The sequence below is a fragment of the Sphingomonas sp. NPDC019816 genome, from assembly GCF_050274375.1.
In the GTDB taxonomy this organism is placed as follows: domain Bacteria; phylum Pseudomonadota; class Alphaproteobacteria; order Sphingomonadales; family Sphingomonadaceae; genus Sphingomonas.
This window is the reverse complement of the sequence record NZ_JBNNOB010000048.1, coordinates 1-24,116: the sequence shown is the minus strand read 5'-3', so window position 1 is coordinate 24,116 and position 24,116 is coordinate 1. Positions and strand designations below refer to the sequence as shown.

General features: G+C 66.9%; 28 protein-coding genes and 1 pseudogene. 15 read left to right on the top strand and 14 right to left on the bottom strand.

What is annotated here, in order from left to right; genetic code table 11:
* Positions 1-239, bottom strand: a pseudogene (locus ACQKJZ_RS09210) (cold-shock protein); the annotation flags it as partial.
* 335 nt (positions 240-574) lie between these two features.
* Between ACQKJZ_RS09210 and ACQKJZ_RS09205 the strand changes: the two are divergent.
* The 7 genes from ACQKJZ_RS09205 (at position 575) to ACQKJZ_RS09175 (ending at position 6,411) form a co-directional block, all read left to right on the top strand.
* On the top strand, positions 575-1,195 hold the full coding sequence (locus ACQKJZ_RS09205) for a ribonuclease D (protein WP_312490946.1): 621 nt from the start codon (positions 575-577) through the stop codon (positions 1,193-1,195).
* Positions 1,196-1,236: 41 nt separating this feature from the next.
* Positions 1,237-1,863 (top strand): LPS export ABC transporter periplasmic protein LptC, encoded by a 627-nt coding sequence (lptC, locus tag ACQKJZ_RS09200; protein WP_312490947.1) that lies wholly within the window; start codon positions 1,237-1,239, stop codon positions 1,861-1,863.
* Between the two features lie 18 nt (positions 1,864-1,881).
* Positions 1,882-2,421: an LptA/OstA family protein gene (locus ACQKJZ_RS09195; protein ID WP_312490948.1), complete on the top strand. Its 540-nt coding sequence runs from the start codon at positions 1,882-1,884 to the stop codon at positions 2,419-2,421.
* A 92-nt stretch (positions 2,422-2,513) separates the two neighbouring features.
* Positions 2,514-3,308, top strand: a complete 795-nt coding sequence (gene lptB / locus ACQKJZ_RS09190) for an LPS export ABC transporter ATP-binding protein (RefSeq protein ID WP_427730867.1) — start codon at positions 2,514-2,516, stop codon at positions 3,306-3,308.
* A gap of 90 nt (positions 3,309-3,398) precedes the next feature.
* Positions 3,399-4,883 (top strand): RNA polymerase factor sigma-54, encoded by a 1,485-nt coding sequence (rpoN, locus tag ACQKJZ_RS09185; RefSeq protein ID WP_427730863.1) that lies wholly within the window; start codon positions 3,399-3,401, stop codon positions 4,881-4,883.
* 79 nt (positions 4,884-4,962) lie between these two features.
* Positions 4,963-5,319 carry a hypothetical protein gene (locus tag ACQKJZ_RS09180; protein ID WP_427730862.1) on the top strand — a complete coding sequence of 119 codons (357 nt, stop codon included), beginning with the start codon at positions 4,963-4,965 and terminating at the stop codon, positions 5,317-5,319.
* Between the two features lie 606 nt (positions 5,320-5,925).
* The gene (locus ACQKJZ_RS09175) at positions 5,926-6,411 is read left to right on the top strand and encodes a MucR family transcriptional regulator (protein WP_427730860.1); all 486 of its coding nucleotides are present in this window, start codon (positions 5,926-5,928) and stop codon (positions 6,409-6,411) included.
* Between the two features lie 185 nt (positions 6,412-6,596).
* On the opposite strand, the gene ACQKJZ_RS09170 is transcribed toward ACQKJZ_RS09175, so the two are convergent.
* The 13 genes from ACQKJZ_RS09170 to ACQKJZ_RS09110 all read right to left on the bottom strand — a co-directional run bounded on the left by ACQKJZ_RS09170 (position 6,597) and on the right by ACQKJZ_RS09110 (position 17,218).
* Positions 6,597-7,490, bottom strand: a complete 894-nt coding sequence (locus ACQKJZ_RS09170; RefSeq protein ID WP_427730859.1) for a flagellar motor protein MotB — start codon at positions 7,488-7,490, stop codon at positions 6,597-6,599.
* A gap of 3 nt (positions 7,491-7,493) precedes the next feature.
* The gene (gene motA, locus ACQKJZ_RS09165; RefSeq protein ID WP_312489557.1) at positions 7,494-8,357 is read right to left on the bottom strand and encodes a flagellar motor stator protein MotA; all 864 of its coding nucleotides are present in this window, start codon (positions 8,355-8,357) and stop codon (positions 7,494-7,496) included.
* Positions 8,358-8,450: 93 nt separating this feature from the next.
* Positions 8,451-9,344 carry a flagellin gene (locus ACQKJZ_RS09160; RefSeq protein WP_312489556.1) on the bottom strand — a complete coding sequence of 298 codons (894 nt, stop codon included), beginning with the start codon at positions 9,342-9,344 and terminating at the stop codon, positions 8,451-8,453.
* Between the two features lie 5 nt (positions 9,345-9,349).
* Positions 9,350-10,693, bottom strand: a complete 1,344-nt coding sequence (flgK, locus tag ACQKJZ_RS09155; protein WP_427730857.1) for a flagellar hook-associated protein FlgK — start codon at positions 10,691-10,693, stop codon at positions 9,350-9,352.
* A 14-nt stretch (positions 10,694-10,707) separates the two neighbouring features.
* Positions 10,708-11,037, bottom strand: a complete 330-nt coding sequence (locus tag ACQKJZ_RS09150; RefSeq protein ID WP_312489554.1) for a rod-binding protein — start codon at positions 11,035-11,037, stop codon at positions 10,708-10,710.
* Positions 11,034-12,131, bottom strand: coding sequence for a flagellar basal body P-ring protein FlgI (locus ACQKJZ_RS09145; protein ID WP_183949744.1), 1,098 nt, complete (start codon positions 12,129-12,131; stop codon positions 11,034-11,036). Before ACQKJZ_RS09145 ends, ACQKJZ_RS09150 begins: the two co-directional genes overlap by 4 nt.
* Before the next feature lie 11 nt (positions 12,132-12,142).
* Positions 12,143-12,838 carry a flagellar basal body L-ring protein FlgH gene (locus tag ACQKJZ_RS09140; protein WP_427730865.1) on the bottom strand — a complete coding sequence of 232 codons (696 nt, stop codon included), beginning with the start codon at positions 12,836-12,838 and terminating at the stop codon, positions 12,143-12,145.
* A gap of 8 nt (positions 12,839-12,846) precedes the next feature.
* Positions 12,847-13,635 (bottom strand): flagellar basal-body rod protein FlgG, encoded by a 789-nt coding sequence (flgG, locus tag ACQKJZ_RS09135; protein WP_312489553.1) that lies wholly within the window; start codon positions 13,633-13,635, stop codon positions 12,847-12,849.
* A 13-nt stretch (positions 13,636-13,648) separates the two neighbouring features.
* Positions 13,649-14,404 carry a flagellar basal body rod protein FlgF gene (locus ACQKJZ_RS09130; RefSeq protein WP_312489552.1) on the bottom strand — a complete coding sequence of 252 codons (756 nt, stop codon included), beginning with the start codon at positions 14,402-14,404 and terminating at the stop codon, positions 13,649-13,651.
* A gap of 29 nt (positions 14,405-14,433) precedes the next feature.
* The gene (locus ACQKJZ_RS09125) at positions 14,434-15,723 is read right to left on the bottom strand and encodes a flagellar hook protein FlgE (RefSeq protein WP_312489551.1); all 1,290 of its coding nucleotides are present in this window, start codon (positions 15,721-15,723) and stop codon (positions 14,434-14,436) included.
* A 29-nt stretch (positions 15,724-15,752) separates the two neighbouring features.
* The gene (locus ACQKJZ_RS09120) at positions 15,753-16,451 is read right to left on the bottom strand and encodes a flagellar hook assembly protein FlgD (RefSeq protein WP_427730854.1); all 699 of its coding nucleotides are present in this window, start codon (positions 16,449-16,451) and stop codon (positions 15,753-15,755) included.
* 2 nt (positions 16,452-16,453) lie between these two features.
* Positions 16,454-16,864 (bottom strand): flagellar basal body rod protein FlgC, encoded by a 411-nt coding sequence (gene flgC / locus ACQKJZ_RS09115; RefSeq protein WP_427730853.1) that lies wholly within the window; start codon positions 16,862-16,864, stop codon positions 16,454-16,456.
* Positions 16,865-16,867: 3 nt separating this feature from the next.
* Entirely contained in the window at positions 16,868-17,218 is a 351-nt protein-coding gene (locus ACQKJZ_RS09110) for a flagellar basal body rod protein FlgB (RefSeq protein WP_183949736.1), read from the bottom strand.
* Positions 17,219-17,589: 371 nt separating this feature from the next.
* Here ACQKJZ_RS09110 and ACQKJZ_RS09105 point away from each other — a divergent pair, with 371 nt between their 5' ends.
* From ACQKJZ_RS09105 to ACQKJZ_RS09070, 8 genes are all read left to right on the top strand, one after another.
* Positions 17,590-18,288, top strand: a complete 699-nt coding sequence (locus ACQKJZ_RS09105) for a motility protein A (protein ID WP_427730852.1) — start codon at positions 17,590-17,592, stop codon at positions 18,286-18,288.
* Complete coding sequence (locus ACQKJZ_RS09100; RefSeq protein ID WP_427730850.1) at positions 18,285-18,836, top strand: hypothetical protein; 552 nt, start codon at positions 18,285-18,287, stop codon at positions 18,834-18,836. The genes ACQKJZ_RS09105 and ACQKJZ_RS09100 overlap by 4 nt, the downstream gene beginning before the upstream one ends.
* Positions 18,836-19,333 carry a flagella basal body P-ring formation protein FlgA gene (locus ACQKJZ_RS09095; RefSeq protein ID WP_312489409.1) on the top strand — a complete coding sequence of 166 codons (498 nt, stop codon included), beginning with the start codon at positions 18,836-18,838 and terminating at the stop codon, positions 19,331-19,333. Before ACQKJZ_RS09100 ends, ACQKJZ_RS09095 begins: the two co-directional genes overlap by 1 nt.
* A gap of 94 nt (positions 19,334-19,427) precedes the next feature.
* Positions 19,428-19,721 carry a flagellar biosynthesis anti-sigma factor FlgM gene (flgM, locus tag ACQKJZ_RS09090; protein ID WP_427730848.1) on the top strand — a complete coding sequence of 98 codons (294 nt, stop codon included), beginning with the start codon at positions 19,428-19,430 and terminating at the stop codon, positions 19,719-19,721.
* Positions 19,718-20,032 (top strand): flagellar protein FlgN, encoded by a 315-nt coding sequence (locus tag ACQKJZ_RS09085; protein ID WP_183949732.1) that lies wholly within the window; start codon positions 19,718-19,720, stop codon positions 20,030-20,032. Before flgM ends, ACQKJZ_RS09085 begins: the two co-directional genes overlap by 4 nt.
* A 210-nt stretch (positions 20,033-20,242) precedes the next feature.
* Positions 20,243-21,121, top strand: coding sequence for a lytic transglycosylase domain-containing protein (locus ACQKJZ_RS09080; RefSeq protein ID WP_427730846.1), 879 nt, complete (start codon positions 20,243-20,245; stop codon positions 21,119-21,121).
* A 3-nt stretch (positions 21,122-21,124) separates the two neighbouring features.
* Positions 21,125-23,191, top strand: coding sequence for a flagellar biosynthesis protein FlhA (gene flhA, locus ACQKJZ_RS09075; protein WP_427730845.1), 2,067 nt, complete (start codon positions 21,125-21,127; stop codon positions 23,189-23,191).
* Positions 23,188-24,000: a sigma-70 family RNA polymerase sigma factor gene (locus ACQKJZ_RS09070; protein ID WP_427730843.1), complete on the top strand. Its 813-nt coding sequence runs from the start codon at positions 23,188-23,190 to the stop codon at positions 23,998-24,000. The genes flhA and ACQKJZ_RS09070 overlap by 4 nt, the downstream gene beginning before the upstream one ends.
* The last annotated feature ends 116 nt before the right edge of the window (positions 24,001-24,116 follow it).

Below are 24,116 nucleotides of genomic sequence, written 5' to 3'. Positions count from 1 at the left end.
CCACGGAAACCGCCGCCGCCGCCGCCGAAGCCGCCGCGATCACCACCGCCGAAGCCGCCACGGTCGCCGCCGCCGCCGAAGCGATCGCCACCACCAAAGCCGCCGCCGAAGCCGCCACCGCCGAAACGGTCACCGCCGCCGAAGCCGCCGCCACCGAAATCGTCGCTGCCGCCGAAATTGTCCCGCTTGTCGCGACCACGCGTGCCGCGATTGCCCCGGCTACCTCTATCGAAACCCATAAGCCCTGTTCGTCTTCCCGGTTCGCCCGCAAATGTCATCTTCAAGAACCGTGCGCCGGACGAAGAGCGCGGGTCTTTTGGCGCCAAACCTTTTGCGCCTAGTTCCGATCCATAACGCAGAAGGGCAGCCATCGCGAACGAAATCGTGCGAACCGCTTCTCGCTTTATCGCGAACAAAGCAGATTGCGTCGGAATTGTGGCCGAAACTCCACAACATCTCCGAAAATTTGCGCGAATCGCCGTGACCAACCGGACGCCGCCGCACCGCGCCTTGGCCCATCCCCGACTCCATCATCATGGTTGAGGCTTGCCCCGCCGGTCGCTAGGGCATGTCCATGACCGTTCACCTGCATGAAGAAGACATTCCCGCCGATCTGTTCGCGCCCGGCGCCGCGATCGCGGTCGATACCGAGACGATGGGCTTGATCACGCCGCGCGACCGGTTGTGCGTCGTCCAGCTGTCCGATGGCGGGCCGGACGAGCATCTGGTCCGCTTTTCGCCCGACAGCGATTATGCCGCGCCCAATCTGCGCGCGCTGCTCGCCGATCCGGCACGGTTGAAGCTCTATCATTTCGGGCGATTCGATATCGCGGCGATCCGCCATTATCTGGGCGTGGTGGCAGCGCCGGTCTATTGCACCAAGATCGCCTCGCGGCTGATCCGCACCTATACCGACCGCCATGGCCTGAAGGAGCTGGTGCGCGAACTGCTGGGCGTCGAGCTGTCCAAGGCGCAGCAATCGTCGGACTGGGGCGCGCCCGAGCTGTCGGACGCGCAACGCGAATATGCCGCGTCGGACGTGCGCTATCTCCACCGCATGAAGGTCGAACTCGACAAGCGCCTGGTGCGCGAGGGTCGGATGGAACTGGCGCAGGCCTGCTTCGATTTCCTGCCGGCACGCGCCGAGCTCGATCTGGCGGGCTGGCCGGAAACCGATATCTTCGCCCACGCCTAAGGTATATTTGCCTGAATCGGGGCTTCGCAGGAAAGGCCGCCATGTCCGAAATCGCCGACCGCGTCCGTACCCAGCGGCAGATCTGGGCCGCGCCGGGCAGCCGTCACGATCGATTCGTGACGATGGCGCGCCGGCTGCTGCCCAGCGCGATCGGCGTGCTGACCGCCTTTCTGGTGATGGCGCCGATCTATTCGTCGAGCGAGGTGTCCTTCGTCCTCGACAAGAAGAAGGTCGAGGTCGCGCAGGAACGGATGAAGATCCAGGCGGCGCAGTATCGCGGCGTCGACGACAAGGGACAGCCTTTCGTGCTCGACGCCGGCTCGGCGATCCAGCGCAGTTCGGCCGAACCGGTGGTGCAGCTCAACCGGCTGGCCGCCGCGATCCGTCTGTCGGACGGCCCCGCCACGGTCAGCGCCAATTCGGGCCGCTACGACATGCGCACCGAGCAGGTGAAGCTGGACGGTCCGCTCGATTTCAAATCGGCCGGCGGCTACAACCTCAAGACCCGCGACGCGACGATCGATCTGCAGCAGCGGATGCTGGTCTCGGGCGGGGCGGTCACGGGCCAGGCGCCGCAGGGCACGTTCCGCGCCGACAAGCTGCGGGCCAATCTGGAAGATCGCACCGTCACGCTGGATGGCAACGCCCGCTTGCGCATCGTCCCGTAAAGCACGAAATAGCGCGTCATGCACAAGCTCACCGCCGTGATGGCGCCTGTCCTCATCGTCCTCGCGGCCTCCGCCCCGGCGCAGACCCGGCACAACAGCCGTGCGCCGATCGATTTCGGCGCGGACCATATCGAGTTGCAGGACAAGGCGAATCGCGCCGTCCTGTCGGGCAATGTCGCGGTGCGCCAGGCGGAGATGACGCTAAACGCCGCGCGGATGACGGTGGCGTATACCGGTCAGGTGATCGGCGGCAATCCGCAGGTCTCGCGGCTGGACGCCTCGGGCGGGGTGGTCGTCAAGCGGCCCGATCAGACCGCGCGCAGCCAATATGCGATCTACGACCTCAACCGCCGGGTCATCACCATGCTGGGCAACGTCACCCTGACCCAGGGCGGCAATACGGTGAGCGGCGGGCGGCTGACCATCAATCTGGATACCGGTCGCGCGGTGATCGACGGATCGTCGGTCGCCGGCGGCGGCTCGACCGGGGCCGGCGGCACCACCCGCGCGCCCTCGGGCCGGGTGACGGGCACCTTCTCGGTCCCCGACCGCAACTGACATACTGATCGCGAACCCCATGCTCGGCTGTTTGCGGTTGGCATGGGGCTCGCTAAAGTCCCCCAAGAAAGGGAAGACACCGGCCGATGGACATGGAAACCCCGATCCGCGAGGGCAGCGATCGCACCGGCGGCGCCCCGCGCCCGGCGGCCGAGCCGCCCGTGTCGCAAGGGCTTCAGGTCGTCTCGATCGCCAAAAGCTATGACAAGCGCGTCGTCCTGACCGACGTGTCGGTGTCGGTCGGGCGTGGCGAGGTGATCGGCCTGCTCGGCCCCAATGGCGCGGGCAAGACGACCTGCCTCTATTCGGTCATGGGCCTGGTGAAGCCCGATTCGGGCCGCATCATGCTGGACGGCGAGGATATCACCGGCCTGCCCATGTATCGCCGCGCGATCCTGGGCCTGGGCTATCTGCCGCAGGAAACCTCGATCTTTCGCGGGCTGTCGATCGAGAAGAACATCTCGACCGTGCTCGAACTGGCCGAGCCGGACCCGGCCGAGCGCGCGCGCAAGCTCGACCGACTGCTTGAGGAATTCGGGCTGACCCGGTTGCGCGCCGCGCCCGCCATGGCGCTGTCGGGCGGTGAGCGTCGCCGCGCCGAGATCGCGCGCGCGCTGGCCGCCGATCCGTCGATCATGCTGCTCGACGAGCCGTTCGCGGGCATCGATCCGATCTCGATCGCCGACATCCGCGATCTGGTGAAGGATCTGAAGCGCCGCGACATTGGCGTGCTGATCACCGATCATAATGTCCGCGAGACGCTCGACATCGTCGACCGCGCCTACATCATCTATGACGGCCGGGTGCTGTTCACCGGATCGCCGGAGGAACTGGTCGCCGACGCCAATGTCCGCCGGCTCTATCTGGGCGAAGGCTTCTCGCTCTGACGCGATGACGGTGCCGCCTCGATCCGCACCCCCATCCTTTGCCGACCCCGCCGGGGGTTGGGGGCGCGGCGCTGAACCGGAACGCGCACCGTGAGCTTGGCACCACGCCTCGACATCCGCCAGTCGCAATCGCTGGTGATGACGCCGCAGCTGCAGCAGGCGATCAAGCTGCTGACGCTGTCCAATCTGGAGATCGAGGCGTTCATTGCCGAAGAGGTGGAGAAGAACCCCCTGCTCGACGCGGGCGGCGTGCGCGAGGTGGCGACGGCCGAGCGCCCCGAGCGCGAGGCACCGGCGGGCGCCGACGAGCTGGTCGGCGGCACCGCGCCGGCCGAGGACCGCGCGCTCGACCTGGATTACGCGACCGAGAGCCATCAGCAGGACAGCGTCGCCGATGGCGGCACCGGCCCCGATGGCGGCCTGTCGCTGAACGGGACTACGGGCGGCGCCGGCCCGGGCGGCGAGGACGGCCCCGACTGGGATTCGCTGGCCGATGACGCCCCCAATCTCGCCGAGCATCTGGAGGCGCAGGCTGCGCTCGTCCTGTCCGGTGTCGAGCGTACCATCGCCAGCCATCTGATCGATCAGCTGGACGAGGCGGGCTACCTCACCGCCCCGCTCGACGAGATCGCCGATCGGCTTGGCGTCGCGGTCGGGCGGGTCGAATCGGTCTTGGCCGTGGTACAGGGTTTCGATCCGACCGGCGTCGGCGCGCGCGATCTGGCCGAGTGCCTGGCGCTTCAGGCGCGCGAGGCGGATCGCTACGATCCCTGCATGGCCCGGCTGATCGCGCATCTCGACTTGCTGGCGCGGGGCGATCTGGCCCGGCTGAAGCGCATCTGTGGCGTCGATGACGAGGATATGGCGGACATGATCCGCGAGTTGCGCGGCTATGATCCCAAGCCCGGTTGCCGCTATGGCGGTGAGGCCACGCAGGCCGTGGTGCCCGATCTGTTCGTCACCCGCACGAAAGCCGGCTGGGGGATCGAGCTCAACACCGCCACCCTGCCCCGCGTGCTGGTCAATCGCCGCTATTATCAGGAACTGCGCCACGGCCCGCAGGACAAGGGGTCCAAGGCGTGGCTGGCCGATTGCCTGGCCAGTGCCAACTGGCTGATGAAGGCGCTCGACCAGCGGCAGCGCACGATCATCAAGGTCGCGACCGAAATCGTGAAGCAGCAGGAGGCGTTCTTCCTGCACGGCGTCGCGCATCTCAGGCCGCTGACGCTGGCGCGGGTGGCCGAGGCGATCGGCATGCACGAATCAACCGTCAGCCGGGTGACCAGCAACAAATATCTCAGCTGCGCACGCGGGCTCTACGAACTGAAATTCTTCTTCACCAGCGGCATCGCGGCGGCGGATGGCGGCGATGCCGTGTCGGCCGAGGCGGTGAAGAGCGCGATCAAGGCGCTGATCGCGAACGAAGGCGCCAAGATCCTGTCCGACGACACGCTGGTCGAACTGCTCCAGGCCAAGGGCTTCGATATCGCGCGGCGCACGGTCGCCAAATATCGCGAGTCGATGGGTATCGGCAGCTCGGTCCAGCGCCGCCGCGCCCGCACGCTGAACGGTTGATCCCCGCCGGTCGCCACGGTTGAACCGTCGCGACGGTGTATTATATTGCAAATACAGTTGTGGCGGGAGCCGAATGGCGATGGGCAAGAAAAAGCATAAGAAGAAGCAGAAAAAGGCCGATGCGGCGGCGGCGGAACAGGCCGCGACCCACCAGCCCTCGCCCCTGCACCGCGTCGGACAGGCACTGCTCGATCAGGCGCGCAGTCCGGCGGGACGACAGCTGATCGCCACGGGGCTCGTCGCCGCCGCCACCGCCCTGGCGCGCGAGGCCAACCGGGCAGCCAAACCCGCAGCCGATGCCGCCGTCACTGCCAGCGAGCCCACGCCACCGCCGGCCACGCCGCCGGTTCGCCCGGACGTGACGGCCTTTGCCGGCCTGGCGCTCTCGGCGCTCGATCAGTTCATCCAGCGCAAGACGCCGAACGACAAGACCTGACTTGCGGGCGACGATGCCCTTCGTTCGATGTGTTGACGGGGGGAGCGACCGGGTCGCTCGACCCCCGGTATCGACGCGCGGTGCCGGTTTCCCGGCGGCTTCCGCTCCTGCATATTGTTTTGTGTGCGCGGCGACATCGTCAGCCTATGCGCAGCGACGCGCGATGCATAGCCGAAAAGCGCCAAAAAAAAGGCCGGTCCGAGGACCAGCCGTGAAAGTTTTTAGGAGAGGATGCCTGAAAGGCCCGCTCTCTCTGGTCCAATTCCGCGATTGACACAACTGCAAGCTCATCAATTTTTCTTGCAAAAAATGCAATCGCATCGTTTATCTGTAAGCGGATCAGAAGCAATAGCGTTCATATCTCCGACGCATGCGATCGATATGAAAGCAGCGTCTCCGACTGTCCTCGGACGCCCTCGGCAAATGATAACCACCGTGCATCCATATTGATCCTGATAAATATCATTTGCCCGATAGAGATGAGGTGCGGCGTCATCGCAAAATCAGCGTGGAAATATTGCGTTTCGGGACTCGAAATAACGCGCCAGATGGTTGACGTCGCGCGAATGGGGGTTAGGTCACGGGTAAATGCAACAGGAGCGTAACATGGCCGACGACCCTATCGATGTGAATGCCGTTGAATTGGCAACCGAACTGACCATTGCGTGGTTGGGCAATCCCAATACCCGCACCTCGGCCGAAGAGGTCCCGGCGTTTCTCGGCAAGATGCACGAAACCGTGTCGTCGCTTCTGGGCAGCGCGCCGCAGACCACCAATGTCGAAGCGCCGACCGAATATGTTCCGGCGGTTTCGGCTCGCAAGTCTTTGGCATCGAAGGATCACATCATTTCGATGATCGATGGCAAGCCCTACAAGACGCTGCGTCGTCATCTGGCGACCCATGGCCTGACGCCCGAGGAATATCGCGAGCGTTACGGCCTGAAGCCCGATTATCCGATGGTCGCCGAGACCTATTCGGAAAGCCGCCGCGCGATGGCCAAGAAGATCGGCTTGGGCCGCAAGCCCGGTTCGCGCAACGGCACCGCCGCCGCGCGCAAGCCGCGCAAGGGCGAGGCCGCGACCGAGGAATAATGTCCGGCACCACCTTGGTGGCATGAACGACCGCCCGCGATCCTGTCTCATCTCCCGGAGCAGGACCGCGGGCGTTTTCATGCGTGCACGCAGGCGATGGACCCAGGCCATGGTCGCCGGAAAACAGGGGTGTTGGAACGTCGGCTTTGCAAGTCCCCTGCCGCGCGCAGGACACGCCGGCACGGTTACTCGCCGAACACGCCCTTGCGATACAGCAGGGTGATCGCGACGCGGCGGTTGCGCGGATCGGACGGATTGTCCGTGATCATCGGCTCGCGATCCGCCACGCCCTCGATCCGCTCGAAGCGCGCCTCGGGCAGGCCGCCGGCGGCCAGGCGTCGGCGCGTCGCCTCGGCACGACCCGAGGACAGCATCCAGTTGTTCATCGCGCGCGGGTCGCCATAGGGCACGCTGTCGGTATGGCCCCGGATCATGATCGTGTTGGGCACGTCCGCGACGGTCTTGGCGATGGTGCCGATCAGCTGCGACGCGGCGGGCTCCAGGCTGGTGGTGCCCATCGCGAACATCGAATAATCGGCATTGTCGACCAGATCGATGCGCAGGCCGCTGTCGGTCGGGATGAAGCGCACCTGTTGCGCCAGCTTCCTCAGCTCGGGCGTGACCGCCATCTTGCGCAACAGCTCGCGCTTGACCGCATCGAACGTCTTCTGGTCGCGCGCCATCGAGTCCGGGTTGCGCAGCGAGCCCTTGTCGCCGGTCCCCGCCTTGTCGCCGCCCTGCCCGTTGACGCGGGTGACCAGCGTCTGGACGATCGCGGAGCTGCTGTCCTTGCGCATCTGGCCGATACCGGCGCCGCCGTTCAGCACGCCGCCGCCCATGCCGACCGATTTGGTGTCGACCAGCGTCGGCGCGAAATAGTCGGCGATGCCCTTGCGCTGCTTCTCGGTCGTCGCGCCCAGCAGCCAGAGCAGCAGGAAGAACGCCATCATCGCCGTCACGAAGTCGGCATAGGCGACCTTCCACGCGCCGCCATGATGCCCGCCATGACCATCGGCGATGATCTTCTTGACGATGACGATCTTGGGCGGCTCGTTCTTGCCATGCGGGGCGCGGGCCATGGCTTACTTGCCCCGCAGACCGTCGAACACCTCGGCGAAGCCGGGCTGGTCCTTGTGCGCGATGCCCGAACGGGCCGCTTCGATGACCAGCGGCTGCGGATGGCCGTGGAGCGAGGCGATGATGATCTGCTTGACCACATGATAGATGGCGGCGTCGGCATCGATCACCTGCTTCAGGCGGCCCGCGAACGGATTGACGATGCCGTACGCCAGCAACACGCCCATGAAGGTACCGACCAGCGCCGAGCCGATCATGCCGCCCAGCACGCTCGGCGGCTTGTCGATCGAACCCATGGTCTTCACGATGCCGAGCACGGCTGCGACGATGCCGAGCGCAGGCAGCGAGTCGGCCAGACTCTGGAGCGTGCCCTGCGGTCCTTCGACCTCGTGGTGATGGGTCTTGATCGCGTTGTCCATGACCTCCTCGACCGCATGCACGTCGAGCGTGCCCGACGACACCACGACCAGGCGCAGCGTGTCGGCGATCAGGTTCACGAGCGTATGGTCGGCGACGAGGCGCGGATATTCGGCAAAGACCGAGGAGGACTTGGGGTCCTCGACATGCGGCTCCAGCGCGATCGGGCCCTCGGTGCGCAGCATCTTCATCAGCTTCGAGACGAGGAAGATGACGTCGAGATAGTCCTGCTTCTTGTATTTCGGCCCCTTGAAGATCTTGCCCATCGCGCCGCCCAGCGCCTTCAGTTCCTTGCCCGAATTGCCGATGACCAGCGCGCCGACGGCGGCGCCGCCGATGATGAGCATTTCATGCGGGATCGCGTGGAACACCGGCCCCAGCTGGCCGCCGGTAATGGCAAAGCCGCCGAAGACCATTCCGAGCAGGATGACCAGGCCGATGGCAGGAAACATGGTGGAATGATTCTCCAGAAAACCGGCTTGGGCGGCCGTCCGACCTAGGGATTAGCCCCCTAACGTCAAAATACGGTTACCGGCCCGCCCCGATCACTTCAGGTAATCGAACAGCGACAGGCTGGACAATTTGGTGAAGCTGGCCTGGGTGGCCTGCAATACGGTCATCGTCTGTTGCAGCTTGGTGATCGCGGCCGTCGGATCGGCGTCCTCGACGTTCGAGCGAAGGTCGGCGCGATCGGTCGCGGCCTGTTCCTGCAAGCCCTTTTGCAGATCGACCCGCGCCTCGCGCGCACCGATCGAGGCCTGGACGCTGGCGACATTGTCATTGGCGGCGGACAGCTTGTCCATCGCGTCACGAATCGTGCCGCCGACATCGCCGGCGCCGGTCTTCAGCGCCGCGACCAGATTGTTGAGGACGTTCAGCGTATCGCTGTTGCCGGCCTTGAACACCCGTTCGGCACCGACCGTCACCTCGATCGACTGGCCATCGGCGATCGGAATCTCCGACACGTCGGCCTCGGTATAGCTATAGGTGCCGTTTTGCAGCCTTACCGCATCGGTGCCCGCCGCCGCCCCGAACAACGGCAGGCCGCGCGCATCCTTGGAATTGGCGAGGCCGACCAGCGCATCGCGGATCGAGGCGATCTGGTCGCCGACGCTGGCGCGATTGGCGGCCGACAGCGTGCCGTTGGCGGCCTGCGTCGCCAGTTCCAGCGCCTTTTGCACCTGATTGCCGATCTGGCCCAGCGTGGTGTCGGTCTGCTGCAACAGAGATCCGGCGAGCGTCAAATTGGTCTTGTAAACCGCGTCGTCGGCGTCGCGGCGATCGAACTCGGCGATCTGCGCGGCGGCGGCGGCGTTGTCGGACGGGCTTTGCAGCTTCTTGCCGGTCGAGATCTCGACCATGGCCGCATTGGCCTTGCTGGTCAGCGTGCTCATCCGGCGCGATGCCATGTCGTAGAAGACGTTGGTGGAAATCTGCATGACCGTTACCGGATCTCGAGGATCGACTGGAAGGTTTCGCGCGCCATCTGGATGACCCGGCTGGAGGCCGAATAAGCCTGTTGAAAGCGCATCAAGGTGACCGCCTCCGAATCGAGCGTCACGCCTGATGCACCCGACAGCGTCGACTTGGCACCGTCGCTGATCGCGCTCTGCGCCTCGGCCACCGTCTGACGCTGCTTGAGCGTGGTGGCGTTTTCGGTGACGATCTGGGTCAGCCGGCCTTCGAAATTGCCGGTGCCGCGCAGGGTTTGCAGGTCATAGAGAATGTCGGCGTTGCGCGAACCCTGATTGCCCTTCGCCGCCGCGATCATCGACCCTTCGGTGAAGTTCAGGCCCATAACGGCGCTGTTATCCGCCAGGGTGAACATCGCCTTGCCCGGCGCGCCGTTGAGATCCTGGCCGCCGGTCTGAAGGGCGTTGACGGTGTCGGCGAAATCCTTGGCGACCTGATTGAAGGCGGCACGGGTCGTATTGATCCGCTCCGCCCCGTCGAGCGCGCCGGCGAGCGCGCCGCCGGTGGGGATGAAGTCGTGGCTTTCGCCCTGCAGCGAGACGGTGAAGCCGACGCTGCGATCGGGGTTGCGCTGATAGCTCACCGATCCGACCATGTCGGTCGAAGCCAGCACCGGACCGGCCCGGTCGCCCAGTCGCACCGTCGCGCGGCCCAGCTGGTCGGTGGTGCTGGTGATGTCGGACAGCGCGCTCATCTGCGTCAGGATCTGGTCGCGCTGATCGGCCAGCTGCGCGGCGGCGGCGGTCCCCGGCTGGGTCCTGCCCAGACCGTCATTGACCCGCACCAGCGAGGTCGCGAGCGAGGACAGGTCGTGCGCGGCCTGGCGCGCCTGACCGTCGAAATCGGCGTTGATCTGCTCGAACGCCGAGTCGGTCGCGGTAAAGGCGATCGCGGTCGACTTGGCGGTTTCCAGCATCGTCGAGCGCAGCGCGGGCGAGGTCGGCTCGGCGGCCAGCGTGCGTGCGGCGGTGAAGAAGGCGGTGAGCCGGGTCTGGACCTGATCGCCGGTCATCGCGCCCTCGATCCGGGTCAGCCAGGTGGCCCCCGTCTGGGTGCGCGACAGGTCGGCGGTGGCGGCGCGCACGGCCGCGCTGGCATAGACGTCGGTGGCGCGGGCAATGCCCTCCACCATCACGCCCGAACCGGCCGACACCTTGTTGGCGGCGAGTCCGGCGGCGGGCGTGACCTCGCGCATGGTGACCGAGCGACGCGAATAGCCGTCCGTCCCGACATTGGCGATATTTTCGCCGATGGCGGTGAGCGCGGTCTGATACGCGCGGACGCCCGAAGCGCCGATAGAGAGCAGGTCGCTCATGCGCGTTAACTACGTCAACTCTGGTTAACAGGGGGTTGCGATTTCGCCAGGAATGCGGTCACCGCACGGCCGATCCCCATGGGCGCATGGGCGGCCATGGTCTGTGCAACCTGTTGATCCTGCATGTCGCGAAACGTGTCGAGCGCTTTCGAGTCGAACAGCGAATCGCCCAGCTTGGTCTGGCGCATCGCCTTCAGCATCATGCCGGTGAAAATCGCCTCGAACTGGGTGCCCGCCTTGTCCAGATTGGCGCCGTTCGACAGGCGGCGGGTGTCGGTCGACACCGTGCCGGTGATGCCCGCCGCCGAAGCGGCCGAGGGGGTGGATGCGATGGACTGGGTCACAGGACGATCAGCTCCGCCTTGAGCGCGCCGGCTTCCTTCAGCGCTTCGAGAATGGCGACCAGGTCGGACGGCGCGGCGCCGATGGCGTTCACCGCCTTGACCACATCGGCCAGCTTGGGACCGGGGTTCAGCAGGAACATCGGGCGACGCTCCTCCTCGACCGCGACACCCGATTTGGGCGTGACGACGGTCTGGCCACCGCTCAGGGGTGCCGGCTGGCTGACGCGCTGGTTCTCGTCGATCTTGACGGTCAGCTTGCCGTGGGTGACGGCGGCCGGGCCGACGCGCACCGCCGAGTTGATGACGACGGTGCCGGTGCGGGCATTGACGATCACCTTGGCGGGCGGCTCGGCCGAGACGACGTTCAGGTTTTCGATCTCGGACATCAGCGTGGCGCGCACATCGGCGCCCATCGGCGCGCGGACTGCGACCGACACGGCGTCCATCGCCTGCGCGATGCCCATGCCGAGCCGCGCATTGATCGCCTGCGCGACATTCTGCGCGGTGGTGAAGTCGGCGCGCGCCAGGTTGAAGGTCAGCGTCGGCGCGGTGTCGAAACCGGTGGCGACCGCGCGTTCGACGGTCGCACCCTCGGGGATGCGGCCGGCGGAGGGGACGTTGACGACGATCTTCGATCCGTCCGCGCCCTCGGCGCCCAGACCACCGACCGCCAGATTGCCCTGCGCCATCGCATAGATCTGGCCATCGGCACCCTGAAGCGGGGTCAGGATCAGGCTGCCGCCGCGCAGCGACTTGGCCTTGCCCATCGAGGCGACGGTGATGTCCAGCTTCTGCCCCGGCTTGGCGAAGGGCGGCAGGTCGGCGGTGACCATCACCACCGCCGCGTTCTTCATGCCCGGATTGGCATTGGGTGGCAGCTGCAACCCGAAGCGCGAGACCACGGCCTTCAGCGACTGGACGGTATATTCCAGATTGTCGTCACCCGTGCCCGGCAGACCGACGACGATGCCGTAGCCGGTCAGCTGGTTGGAGCGGATGCCCTGGAACCCGCCCAGATCCTTGATCCGGTCGGCCGAGGCCGGCGCGGCGATCGCGAAGGTGGCGAGCATGGCGAGAAGGAAGCGGAGGATCATGGTCAAATGCCTCAGAACGGGCTGACGGCCTGGAAGAAACGGCTCAACCAGCCCTGGCGGCTGGCGCGGGCGACATCGCCCTTGCCGGTATAGGCGATCTGCGCATCGGCGACGCGGGTCGAGGGGACGCGGTTGTCGATGCCGATATCGGCCATGCGCACCAGCCCCTTGATCTGGATAAACTCGTCACCGCGATTGAGCGTCACGCGCTTCTGCCCCTGGACCAGCATGGTGCCGTTGGCGAACACCTGCGCCACGGTCACGCTGATCTCGCCCGACAGCGAATTGGACTGGTCGGCCGCGCCCGCGCCGTTGAAGTTGCGGCTGCCGCCCATGCCGATGTCGGTGGACTTCAGCAGCGAGCCGAGCGGCCCGGTGGTCGGCGGATTGATCCCCAGATCGCCCTTCGACCCCAGCTTGGACGTCGCCGACTTGGACGCCGCCGTCCGCTCGACGAGGACGATGGTCAGCGGATCGCCGACCCGGCGCGCGCGCCAGCCTTCGTACAGCGCGGCATAGCCGTCGCTTGCCTGGAAGATCGAGCCGTTGGCGGGCGCGACCGGCTGGGCCGCGACCGGCAAGGGCCGGGTGGTCGAGAAATCCTCGGGCGGGGCCTTCTTGCCGAACAGGCTGGCCTGTACGGGCGCGGTCGTCGAGGCGGCGAGCACCAGGACCAGGCCACCACGCAGCAAAGCGGAGAAGCGCATCGTCCGGCTCACAGATTCTGGTTCGCGTACTGAAGCATCTCGTCGGTCGACTTGATCATCTTCGAGTTGACCTCATAGGCGCGCTGCGTCTCGATCATGTCGACCAGTTCCTCGACGACATTGACGTTCGAGCCTTCCAACATGCCCTGACGCACCTGGCCGCGCCCTTCCAAGCCCGCGACACCCATGTTCACCGCGCCCGAAGCGGCGGTTTCGGTCAGGTAATTGTCGCCCTTGGACTGAAGGCCCGCCGGATTGGGGAAGGTCGCGACCTGGATCTGTCCGATCTCGGCCGGCGCGGTCTGGCCCTGGATCGTGGCCGACACGGTGCCGTCGGTGCCGATGGTGATCTGGGTCGCGCCCTCGGGCACGGTGATGCCGGGCATTACCTGATAGCCCTCGGAGGTGACCAGCAGTCCCTCGGCCGAGCGCGAGAAATTGCCCGCGCGGGTATAGCCCAGCGTACCGCCCGGCATCTGCACCTGGAAGAAGCCTTCGCCGTCCAGTGCCATGTCGAGGCTGTTGTTGGTCGTCTGCATCGCACCTTGCGTGTTGATGCGCGCGGTGCCCTGGATGCGCACGCCGGTGCCCAGGTTCAGGCCGGTCGCGTATTTGCTCTCGGTCGAGCTGGCCGCGCCCGGCGCGGTGATCGTCTGATAGGCCAGCGTCTCGAACGCGGCGCGATCGCGCTTGAACCCGGTCGTGTTGACGTTGGCCAGGTTGTTCGAGATGACCCGCATGCGCATGTCCTGGGCGTCGAGCCCGGTGCGCGCGATGTGCATGGCGGCGGAAGACATGGTTCTTTAATCCTCAGCTCGGCAGCCGCATCAGCGATGCGCTGTTTTCATCCAGTGACTTGGCCTCTTTCATGAGGTTGGCCTGCACCTCGTAGCTGCGCTGGTTCTCGATCATGTCGACCAGCGTCTGCGCCATGTTGACGTTCGATCCCTCGAGCGCGCCCGACTGGACGGTGGCGTCCATGTCCTGGGGCAGCGCACCGCCGCCCTTGACGCGCAGCAGATTGTCCAGCCCCTTGACCGTCTGCGACACCCGCGCATCGGCCAGCTTCATGCGATCGATCACCTGCGCCTGGGTATCGGGGCCCGCGCCCAGCGGAATGATCGACACGGTGCCGTCGGGCGACACGGTCAGCGAGTTGTACGGCGGCACGGTAATCGGGCCGTTCTGGCCGATCACCGGATAGCCGTCGCCGGTCTGCAGCACGCCCGAGGCGGTGACCTCCAGGTCGCCGCGCCGCGTATAGGCCTCCGACCCGTCGGGCGACTGCACCGCCAGCCAGGCGCTGGACGTCGCTATCGCCACGTCCAGCGGGTTGCCGGTCTGCTGGATGGTACCCGGCGCGCGGTCGGCGTCGGTCACCTCCTCGGCGGTCGGCATCCGCGCCTCGAACGCCGCGCCGCCGCCCTTCAGGTCGATGCGGTCGAACACGACGCGGTCGGCACGGAACCCGATGGTCGAGACATTGGCCATGTTGTTGGCGATCGCCGCCTGCGCCGCCATGTGCGAACGCATCCCCGTCGCCGCCGTATAGACCAGCTTGTCCATCGTTGCCCCCTGTTACCCGAACCGTGCGCTTAGCTGCGGATGTTGAAGATGGTCTGCGAGATCTGGCTCGACGTATCGAGCGCCTTGGCGTTCGCCTGGAAGTTGCGCTGCGCCGCGATCAGGTTGACCAGCTCCTCGGTGATGTCGACGTTCGACCCCTCGATGGTGCTCGACCGGATCGCGCCGTACGCGCCTTCGTTGGCGGTGCCGAACTTGGCCGCGCCGGACATGCCGGTCGCCTCCCAATAGCTGTTCCCCTCCTGGCGCAGGCCGGGCATGTTGACGAAGGTCGCCACCGCCACCTTGCCGAGTGCTGCGGTCTCGCCGTTCGAGAAGGACGCGGTGATCAGGCCGTCCTCGGCCACCGACACGCCCGACAGCAGGCCGACCGCCTTGCCGTCCTGGGTGCGCGAGTTGACCGAGAAGATCGAACCCGACTGCGACGAACCGCGATAGTCGATGGTCAGCGGCTGCGAGATGACCGAGGTGCGCGGCGTGAAGTTGTCGAACGCGATGGCGGCGGCCGGCGCGGTCATGTTACCGTCCGCGCTGAAGGTCATCTCCACCGGGTCGGTCGAGCCGCCGCGCGTCATGCGCTGATCGCCGACATAGCTGTAGACCTGCCAAGTGCTGCTGCCGTCCGCAGGCTGGATCGCATTGCCGTCGGCGTCGACCGGCAACGGCTTGCGGATATAATAGTTGGTCAGCGTCATGGCATTGCCCGACGTGTCGAAGATCTTGGTCTGGGTCGTGTTGTTGTACGTGCCCATGTTGGTGCGGTCGAACGCCCCGGTCGGCGCGGTGGCGGTGCTCGACAGGTTGATGTCCAGCGTCACCTTCTTGGTCGCGACAGGCGTGCCGCTGGTCGGCGGCAGCTGCAGGCTGGTCAGGCCGTCATTGCCGAACGAGGTGACATTGCCGTCCTTGTCGACCGGAAACACCTGAAGCCGGTTGCCCTGGGTATCGGTGACATAGTTGTTGGTGTCGACCTGGAACGAGCCGTTGCGGGTGTAGTTCAGCGTGCCGGTCGTGCCGCCCGCCTGCACCGTGAAGAACCCGTCGCCCGAAATGGCGAGGTCCAGCGCGTTGGAGGTGCTGGTATAGTTGCCCTCCTTGAACTGCTGGCGATTGGCCTTGACCACCGTGCCCGATCCGACCTGCTTGAACGGATCGGTCGAGAAGTTGGCCGCCATCACGTCGGCGAATTCGGCGCGGCTCTTCTTGAAGCCGTTGGTGCTGACGTTGGCGAGGTTGTGCGAGATGACCGACATGTCGGTCTGCGAGGCCTGGAGGCCGCTGAGCGAGGTGTAGAAGGACATGGGCTATCTTCCTGGTGCGTAAAGGGGGATCAGCCGACCGAGCGGACGGCGGAAAGCTGGACCTGGCCAAGGCCGGCGACGGACAGGACGGGGGTGCCGTTCGACGGCATCGACACCGACTGGACCGGCGCCCAGACGAGCGAGCGGGCGTTCACGACATTGCTGCCGTCGAGCGCGCCGACCGAGATGGTGAAGGGGCCCGGACCGGCCTCCTGGCCGTCCTCGGTCCTGCCGTCCCAGTCATAGCTGGCGGTGCCGGCCTTCTGCATGCCGAGCGGCAGCGTCTTGAGCACCGCGCCATGCGCGTCCGAGATGGTGACCGAGACGTCGGTGGCGGCGGTGTCGAGTTCGACCTGCCCGGCCAGCCCGCCGCTGGTGCGGCCATAGGCGGTGGTGCCCTCGGTCAGCACGGTCTTGCCGACATAGTTCATCGCGTCGGCCGGGGTCGTCGCGTTCAGCTTGGTCGCGATCGAGGCGAGCGTCGTGTTCATCTCGGAGATGCCCGCGACGCTGGAGAACTGCGCCATCTGGGCGACCATCTGGGTATTGTCCATCGGCGCGAACGGGTCCTGGTTCTTCAGCTGCGCGGTCAGCAGCGTCAGGAAGGCGGACTGGTCGAGCGTGGTGGGCTTCTTGGACGTGGTCGCAGCGGCGGCATTGCCGCTGGTCGCCCCGGCACGCTTGATGCCCAGGCTGTCCAGCGTCGAATTCATCGCGGTGGAGGTCATGATCAGCGGCCCAGCTTGAGGGTGTCGAGGATCAGCGACTTGGCGGTCTGCATCACTTCGACATTGTTCTGATAGGTGCGCGCGGTCTCCATCATGTCGACCAGCTCGCGGGTTTCGTCGACCGCCGCCTCGAAGACGTTGCCGTCCTTGTCGGCCATCGGGTTGTTGGGGTCGTGGCGCTTGGTGGGGTCCTCGCCCGCGGTCACGATCTTCTCGACATCGACGGTCGACAGGCCGGTCGCGGCGTCGAAGCTGGTGCGGAACACCGGCTTCATCGTCTTGTAGGCGGTGTCGGCCGAACCGGCGAGGCCACCGGCATTGGCCAGGTTCGACGCGGTCGTGTTCATGCGGATCAGCTGCGCCGACATGGCGCGCCCCGACACCTGGAAGATGGAAAGCGGTCCGTTCGGCATCGCTTATTCGCCCTTCAGCGCACGGGTGATGGTGGAGATGCGCCCGTTCAGGAACGACAGCGTCGTCTGATACTGGACGGCGTTCTCGGCGAAGGCGGTCTGCTCCTCGGCCAGCTCCACGGTGTTGCCGTCGAGCGAGGTCTGGAGCGGGATGCGGTACTTCATCGCCTTGGCGATACCCTGGTCCTGCTGCCCGCCCTCGACGGCGGCGAGCGCCGCCTTGAAGTCGATGTCACGCGCCTTGAACCCCGGCGTGGAGGCGTTGGCGATGTTGGACGCCAGCACGCCCATGCGCTGCCCCCGGACTTCGAGCGCGGCGCCATGAATTCCGAACAATGTCTCTGCGGCCATCATCAACCTCCTTTCCGACGCCGACCCCCGAGCGGATCATCGCGCCACCGGGGTCTCGCAACCTCCGTGCCAATTGCGGAATTTGGGCGGGGAGCCATCATAGGCATCCGGCAGGCGGCAAGGCGTTGCCGGATCTTGCCGGCCGGCGGCAACGAAGCGGCAGAGTCCGCCCGGATGACGGCAAACCCCAATCCTCCCCTGCAAGGGGAGGTGGCAGGGCGAAGCCCTGACGGAGGGGGGGCTTCCTCAAGGGACGCGCCCGGTGGCGATCCCCCCTCCACCAGCTTCGCTGGTCCCCCTCCCCTTGCAGGGGAGGAATTTTCGCGACTTTCCCCGATCAGGCAACTTGGCCCGCCCCTTGCAGGGTCACGCGCATGATCGCTTTGCCACCGCTTCACCAGTTCCTTGATCCGGCCGCGCTTGCCATCGTGCTGGGCGGGACCCTGATCGCCACCCTGCTGCGCACGCCATGGCGCGATGCGCGCCGCGCGATGCGGGCGCTGATGGTGCTGTTCCGACGACCCTTCTCGGCCGATCCGCTGATCGAGCAGATCGCGCATCTGTCGCGCATCGCCAAGCGCCACGGCGTGCTGACGCTCGACCGCTCGGTCGTCACCGATCCCGATCTGGCCGAGGTGATCGCCGCGATCGTCGATGGCGAGGGCGCGGAGTCGGTCACCGCCAAGCTGGCCATGGCGCGCCAGGGCCGCATCGAACGCCATGTCGCGGTCGCCGATGTCTGGGCGGGGGCCGCCGAGGCCGCGCCCGCCATGGGTATGGTCGGCACGCTGATCGGGCTGGCCGCGATGTTCGCGACGATGAACGACCCGCAGCGGATCGGCGGCGCGATGGCGATCGCGCTGCTCGCCACCCTTTACGGCGCGCTGTTCGCCAATCTGGTCGCGCAGCCGATCGCCATCCGCCTGCGCCGCGCCGCGCGGATCGAGGCGTTCGAGCGTACCCGCCTGGTTGCCCCGCTGGCGCTGCTCGCCGCGCGCGAGGCACCGCGCCCGGCGCGCGGGCCCGTCAGCCCCACCAAGCCCGGCGGCCCCAATCTGGTCAGCGTCGCATGACGACCGACCCCGGTTTTCCCGAGCCCGCGCCGGCGCGGCCGATCTGGCTCGTCACGCTCGCCGACCTCGGCCTGCTGCTGGTCGGCTTCCTCGTGCTCGTCCAGGCGACGGGGGCGGAGCGGCGTCCGGCGCTGCTCAACGGCCTGCGCGCGCAATTCGGGTCGAGCCGGTCGCTCGCCGACCAGGCGCTGCGCCTGCCGCCCGAACCGCCGCCCGCCATGCCGGTCGCCGCCGCCTCGCTGCGCTTCGCACCGGGGTCGGCGGAGCCGACCGACCCCGATCCGCTGTTCGTCCCCTGGGCGCGCGAGGCGCTGGCCGATCCACGCGTGCGTCTGGCGGTCGTCGGCGCCACCGATGGCAGCGGCACCGATGTCGATCCCGTCACCCATAGCGCGGTCGTCCTCGCCGCCGATCGCGCACGCGCCGCCGCCGCGCTGATCGGTCCGGCCGCCGCCGACCGCCTGATCCTTTCCACCGCCGCAAAACCGGGCCAGCGCCTCGCGATGGTCACGCTCGTCTTTGCCGGCGAACCGTCACGGAGACCCTGATGATCCTGTCCCTGTTGCTGGCGGGTGCCGCCAATTTCCAGGATATCGGCGCATTGGACGCCGCCGTCGCCGCCTTTACGGGGCGGCCGATCGGTGTGGAGGGCGGCGCGCGCGCGCCGGTCGACACCCGGTTGAAGCTCGCGCAATGCGCCACCGTCTCCTTGTCCTGGCGGACCGAGGCGCATGATGCCGTCGTGGTTAATTGCGCGGGGCCGCAATGGCGCATCTTCGTACCCGTTCTCAGCCCGCCCCGCCCCGCCGCCGCGCCACGTGCGATGCCGGCGATCGCGGTGAAGGCCGAACCCGTCATCCGGCGTGGCGACCCCATCGTCATCGAGGCGGGCTCTGACGGATTTTCTATTACAAGAGAAGGGGTTGCGATGGCCGACGCGGTGCCCGGCGGGCATTTCCCGGTGCGCATCGACACCGCGCGCCAGCCCGTCCAGGCGGTCGCGCTGGCCGCTGGTCGCGCTACCCTGCCCGGCTGGTCCGAATGAGCCCCGATTTCGTGCGGGGGCTCGTAAATTCCCCCTAAAGATTACCCGGCGGCGGCCGTTATACCCCATGTCAGCGAAACCAACGGGTGCGGACATGGTCGATGTAACAAGGCTCAGTGCCGGGGAAACGAGGATCGCGCGGATCGCCGGCGTGTCGCGTCCCAGCGCGCTCGCCGGAGACGGCCAGACCGGTTTCACCCCCGCCAAGACGATGGGCGACATGAGCGGCGTGGGCAATCTCGCCCGCACGCTGGCCGCCCAGCCGCCGGTCGACCAGGACCGCGTCGCCGCGATCAAGAAAGCGATCGCCGATGGCAATTTCCCGATCCTGCCGGCGACTATCGCCGACCAGATGATCGCGCTGAAGCTCGACTGGAATGGTAAATGACGCGGCGTGACGCCCTGATCCGGGTCATCGAGGCCCTTCATCGTGAAATCGCCGCGCTGAAGTCGAACGACGTCGCCGCGCTGGAACGCGCCACCACCGAGAAGCTGGCCGCGATCGAGGATGTCGCCTCGCTCGGTACCGGCCCCGCCGGCCCCGAGCTGCGCGAGCTGGCCGACGAGGCCAATCGCCTGAACGAGACCTGCCGCATCTACGTCAACCTGATGGCGGCCAATGTACGGCGCAAGCTGCAGACGCTGACCGGTGACGCCGGCGGGGGCGGCTATCGCCCGATGATGCGCGCCTACGCCTGATTGCCGCCGGCTTTGCCGGTACCGGCCGGCAATCGCTTGCCGCTTTGCCGGAAACGCCGCCCACCCTACCCCCCGACCTTTGCCGCCCAAAGCCCCGAACCCCGCCGACTCGCGGATTTCCGGGGCTTTTTGATTCTTGAGCCTTTGCCGCCGGTGAATTGGCACGGCCTTTGCTGAGTGAAGCCCGAACAAGGGCATTTACCAAACAGCATGACCGTCCAACCCGTCTCTCAATCCCGGATACAGTCGGCGATCGCGCTGGCCTCGAGCCGCACGGGAGTCGATTTCGGCTATCTGCTGGGGCAGGCCAAGCTCGAATCCGGGCTGAACGCCAATGCGCGCGCCGGCACCTCGTCGGCCTCGGGCCTGTATCAGTTCGTCGAGCAGAGCTGGCTCGCCGTGCTCAAGAAGCATGGCGCCGAGCATGGGCTGGGCTGGGCCGCCGACTCGATCGGCCAGTCGGGCGGTCGCTATTATGTCAGCGGTGGCGCCCGCAATGCCGTGATGGGCCTGCGCAACGATCCCACCGCCGCCTCGCTGATGGCCGCCGAGCATGCCTCGGACAACAAGGCCGCGCTGGAATCGACGCTGGGCCGTGAAACCAACGGCACCGACCTGTACATGGCGCATTTCCTGGGCCTGGGCGGCGCGACCAAGTTCCTGTCCAAGCTGGCCTCCAGCCCGCAGACGACGGGTGCCGCGCTGTTCCCCGCCGCCGCGCGCGCCAACCGCTCGGTCTTCTACGCCCCGAACGGCCAGCCGCGCACCGTCGCCGACATCTATGACCGGTTCGCCAACAAGCTGGCCGGCAGCTCGGCCGACAGCGACGCGACCCGCGCCGCCAACCTGCAGTTCGCCGCCCAGGCGCTGGCGCTGCAGGGTCAGGGCGACGCGACCGTCGTCACCGGCAACAACGAAAGCGCCAGCGACGCGCTCGCCTGGGCGACCAGCACGCTGAACCAGCTGGGGCTGCGCGGCGGCGCGACCGCCAATGCCACGGGCGCCAATGCCACGAGCGACAGCCTGTTGCGGCCCAAGCCCGACCACGCCCGGCTGGCGTATATGATGCTCGCGAGCATGGGGGGCTAAGCGATGGGCAAGCTTTTCGCCAATGGCCGCACCATGGCCCTGCCCGCCGCGATCCTGCTGCTGGTCCTGGTCATGGTCGTGCCGATCCCGCCGGCGCTGCTCGACATCTTCTTCGTCGCCAACATCGCGATCAGCCTCGCGGTGCTGATGGTCGCGCTGAACGCGGAAAAGCCGCTCGACTTCTCGGCCTTCCCGACCGTGCTGCTGTTCGCGACCCTGTTCCGCCTGGGTCTCAACGTCGCCTCGACCCGCATCGTGCTGGTCCACGGCCATGAGGGCGAGAGTGCTGCGGGTCACGTCATCGAGGCGTTCGGCACCTTCCTGATCGGCGGCGACTATGTCGTCGGCCTCTTCGTCTTCGCGATCCTGATGATCATCAACCTGATCGTCGTGACCAAGGGCGCAGGCCGCGTGTCCGAAGTGTCGGCGCGCTTCACCCTGGACGCGCTGCCCGGCAAGCAGATGGCGATCGACGCCGATCTGAACGCCGGCCTCATCACCCCGGACCAGGCCAAGGCGCGCCGCGTCGAGGTTTCGACCGAGGCCGATTTCTACGGCTCGATGGACGGTTCGTCCAAGTTCGTGAAGGGCGACGCGGTCGCCGCCATGCTGATCCTGGCGGCCAATATCATCGGCGGCCTGATCCTGGGTCCGGTCAGCCATGGCATGGGCGTCGCCGACGCCGCCAAGACCTATATCCTGCTCGCCATCGGCGACGCGCTGGTCGCGCAGCTGCCCAGCCTGATGCTGTCGATCGCCGCCGCCGCCATCGTGACGCGCGTGTCGTCCGACAAGGATCTGGCCGGCCAGATCGGGTCGCAGTTCGGCGCGTCCAGGACCTGGCTGCCGGTCGCGGTCATCATGGGCCTGCTGGGCGTCCTGCCCGGCATGCCGCACATGATCCTGCTGCCCGCCGCCGGGATCGCCGGGTTCACCGCGTACAAGCTGCGCCAGATCGAGAAGCGCCCGGCCCCAGTTCCCCCCGCCCCCGCCGCCGAGCCGGTCGATCCCTCGCGCATCGGTTGGGACGAGGTGATCGACGGGATGCAGGTGCATATCGACATCGGCTACGGCCTGGTGCCGCTGGTCGACGAGCGTCGCGGGGCCCCGCTGATGGCGCGCATCACCGGCGTCCGCCGCCAGCTGTCCAAGGAACTGGGCTTCGTCGTGCCGCAGGCGCGGGTACGCGACGACATCAATCTCGGGCCGTTCAACTACCGGATCATCATCAACGGCGTCGTCACCGCCGAGGATCAGGTGTCGCCCGACGAGATGCTGGCGCTCGACACCGGCCAGGCGTTCGGCACGCTGAACGGCAAGCCGGTCAAGGACCCGACCTTCGGCCTGCCCGCCACCTGGATCCTGAAGGGCGACGCCGATGCCGCCACCGGCATGGGCTATCTGGTCGTCGATCCGGGCACCGTCATGGCGACGCACCTGAACCACATCCTGTCCTCGAACGCCGCCGAGCTGCTCGGCCCCGACGAGGTCCAGTCGCTGCTCGACGGGCTGAAGGAGCGCGCCGCGCAACTCGCCGCCTCGCTCAGCCCCAATCCTTTGCCGCTCACCACCCTGACCCAGGTTCTCAAGGGCCTTCTTTCGGAGAATATCACCTTGAAGGAGTTCCGCCGCATCGCCAGCGCGATCGCCGTGGCGGCCCAGAAGACGCTCGACGCCGAAGAGATCGTCGAGCTGATCCGGCCGCAACTGGGCGCGCTCATCATCCAGAAGCTGTGTGGCATGCGCGAGCCGCTGCGCGTCATGACGCTGGACGGTCAGCTCGAAGGGTTGCTCGCCCAGGCCATGCGCGCCGACACCGGCCGCCGCCATGTGATCGAGCCCGATCTGGGCGGCCGCATCACCGAGGCGCTGACCCATGCCGCGCAGCCGCTGCTCGCCGAGGCCAAGCCCTTCGCGCTGGTCGTCCAGCCGGGTGTGCGGATCGCGATGCGCAAGCTGCTGCGCACCTGCCTGCCCGATACGCCGGTCCTGTCCTTCTTCGAGGTGCCCGAGGACAAGGCGGTCGAGGTCGTCGCCGTGATCGGCGCTCCCCAGGCGCTGGCGGCATGAGCGCGCACCCCTTGAGCGGCGCGTTCCTGAACGCCCAGGCGATCAACCCGGTCAATTTCGACCCGGCGCTCGCCAACCCCACGGTCGCCGACCAGCCGATCACCTATCGCCCGGCGCCGCGCCGACGTGGCGGGATCGAGGCGGATGCGATCATCCGCCAGCATCTGCCGCTGGTCCGCCGGATCGCGTGGCATGTGCATGGTTCGATGTCGAGCCTGATCGAGGTCGAGGATCTGGTCCAGGTCGGCCTGGTCGCGCTGGTCGAGGCCGCCGCCTCGTTCGAGGAGCGCGGGGTCGAGTTCGGCCATTATCTGAAGGCGCGTCTGCGCGGCGCGATGATCGACGAGCTGCGCCGCCAGGCGACGACGACGCGCGGCGCGATGCGCCGCCGTCGCCAGTATCACGAGGCGGTGACCACGCTGTCGCAGGTCGAGGGTCAGGTCCCGACCGACGAGGCGGTGGCCGAAAAGCTGGGCGTCACGACCGAAAAGCTGCGCACCGATTACAAGACGGCCGAGGCCGTGCGGATGGAGCCGATCGACGACGTCTATGCCGACGACCTGCCCTGGTTCGCCGACGACACTCCCGACGCCTTCGAACAGCTCGCCGAAAGCGACCTGCGCGACGCGCTGATCGCCGCGATCACCGCGCTGCCCGAGCGCGAGGCGATGGTGATCCAGCTTTATTATGTCGAGGAACTCAACCTGGAGGAAATCGGCCAGGTACTCGGCGTCGGCGCCGCGCGCGTCTGCCAGATCAAGAGCGCGGCGCACGCGCGGTTGAAGAAGGCGCTGGCCAGCCAGCGTTGATCCTATCCCCCCCCGGTACGGGGGACTGTTCACCGTGGCTGCTTTTCGGGTTCTTCTTCGTTCTGGTGATTTGGAACAGGGAGGATGGAATGCGATGTCCGGTTTGTGAGGGAACG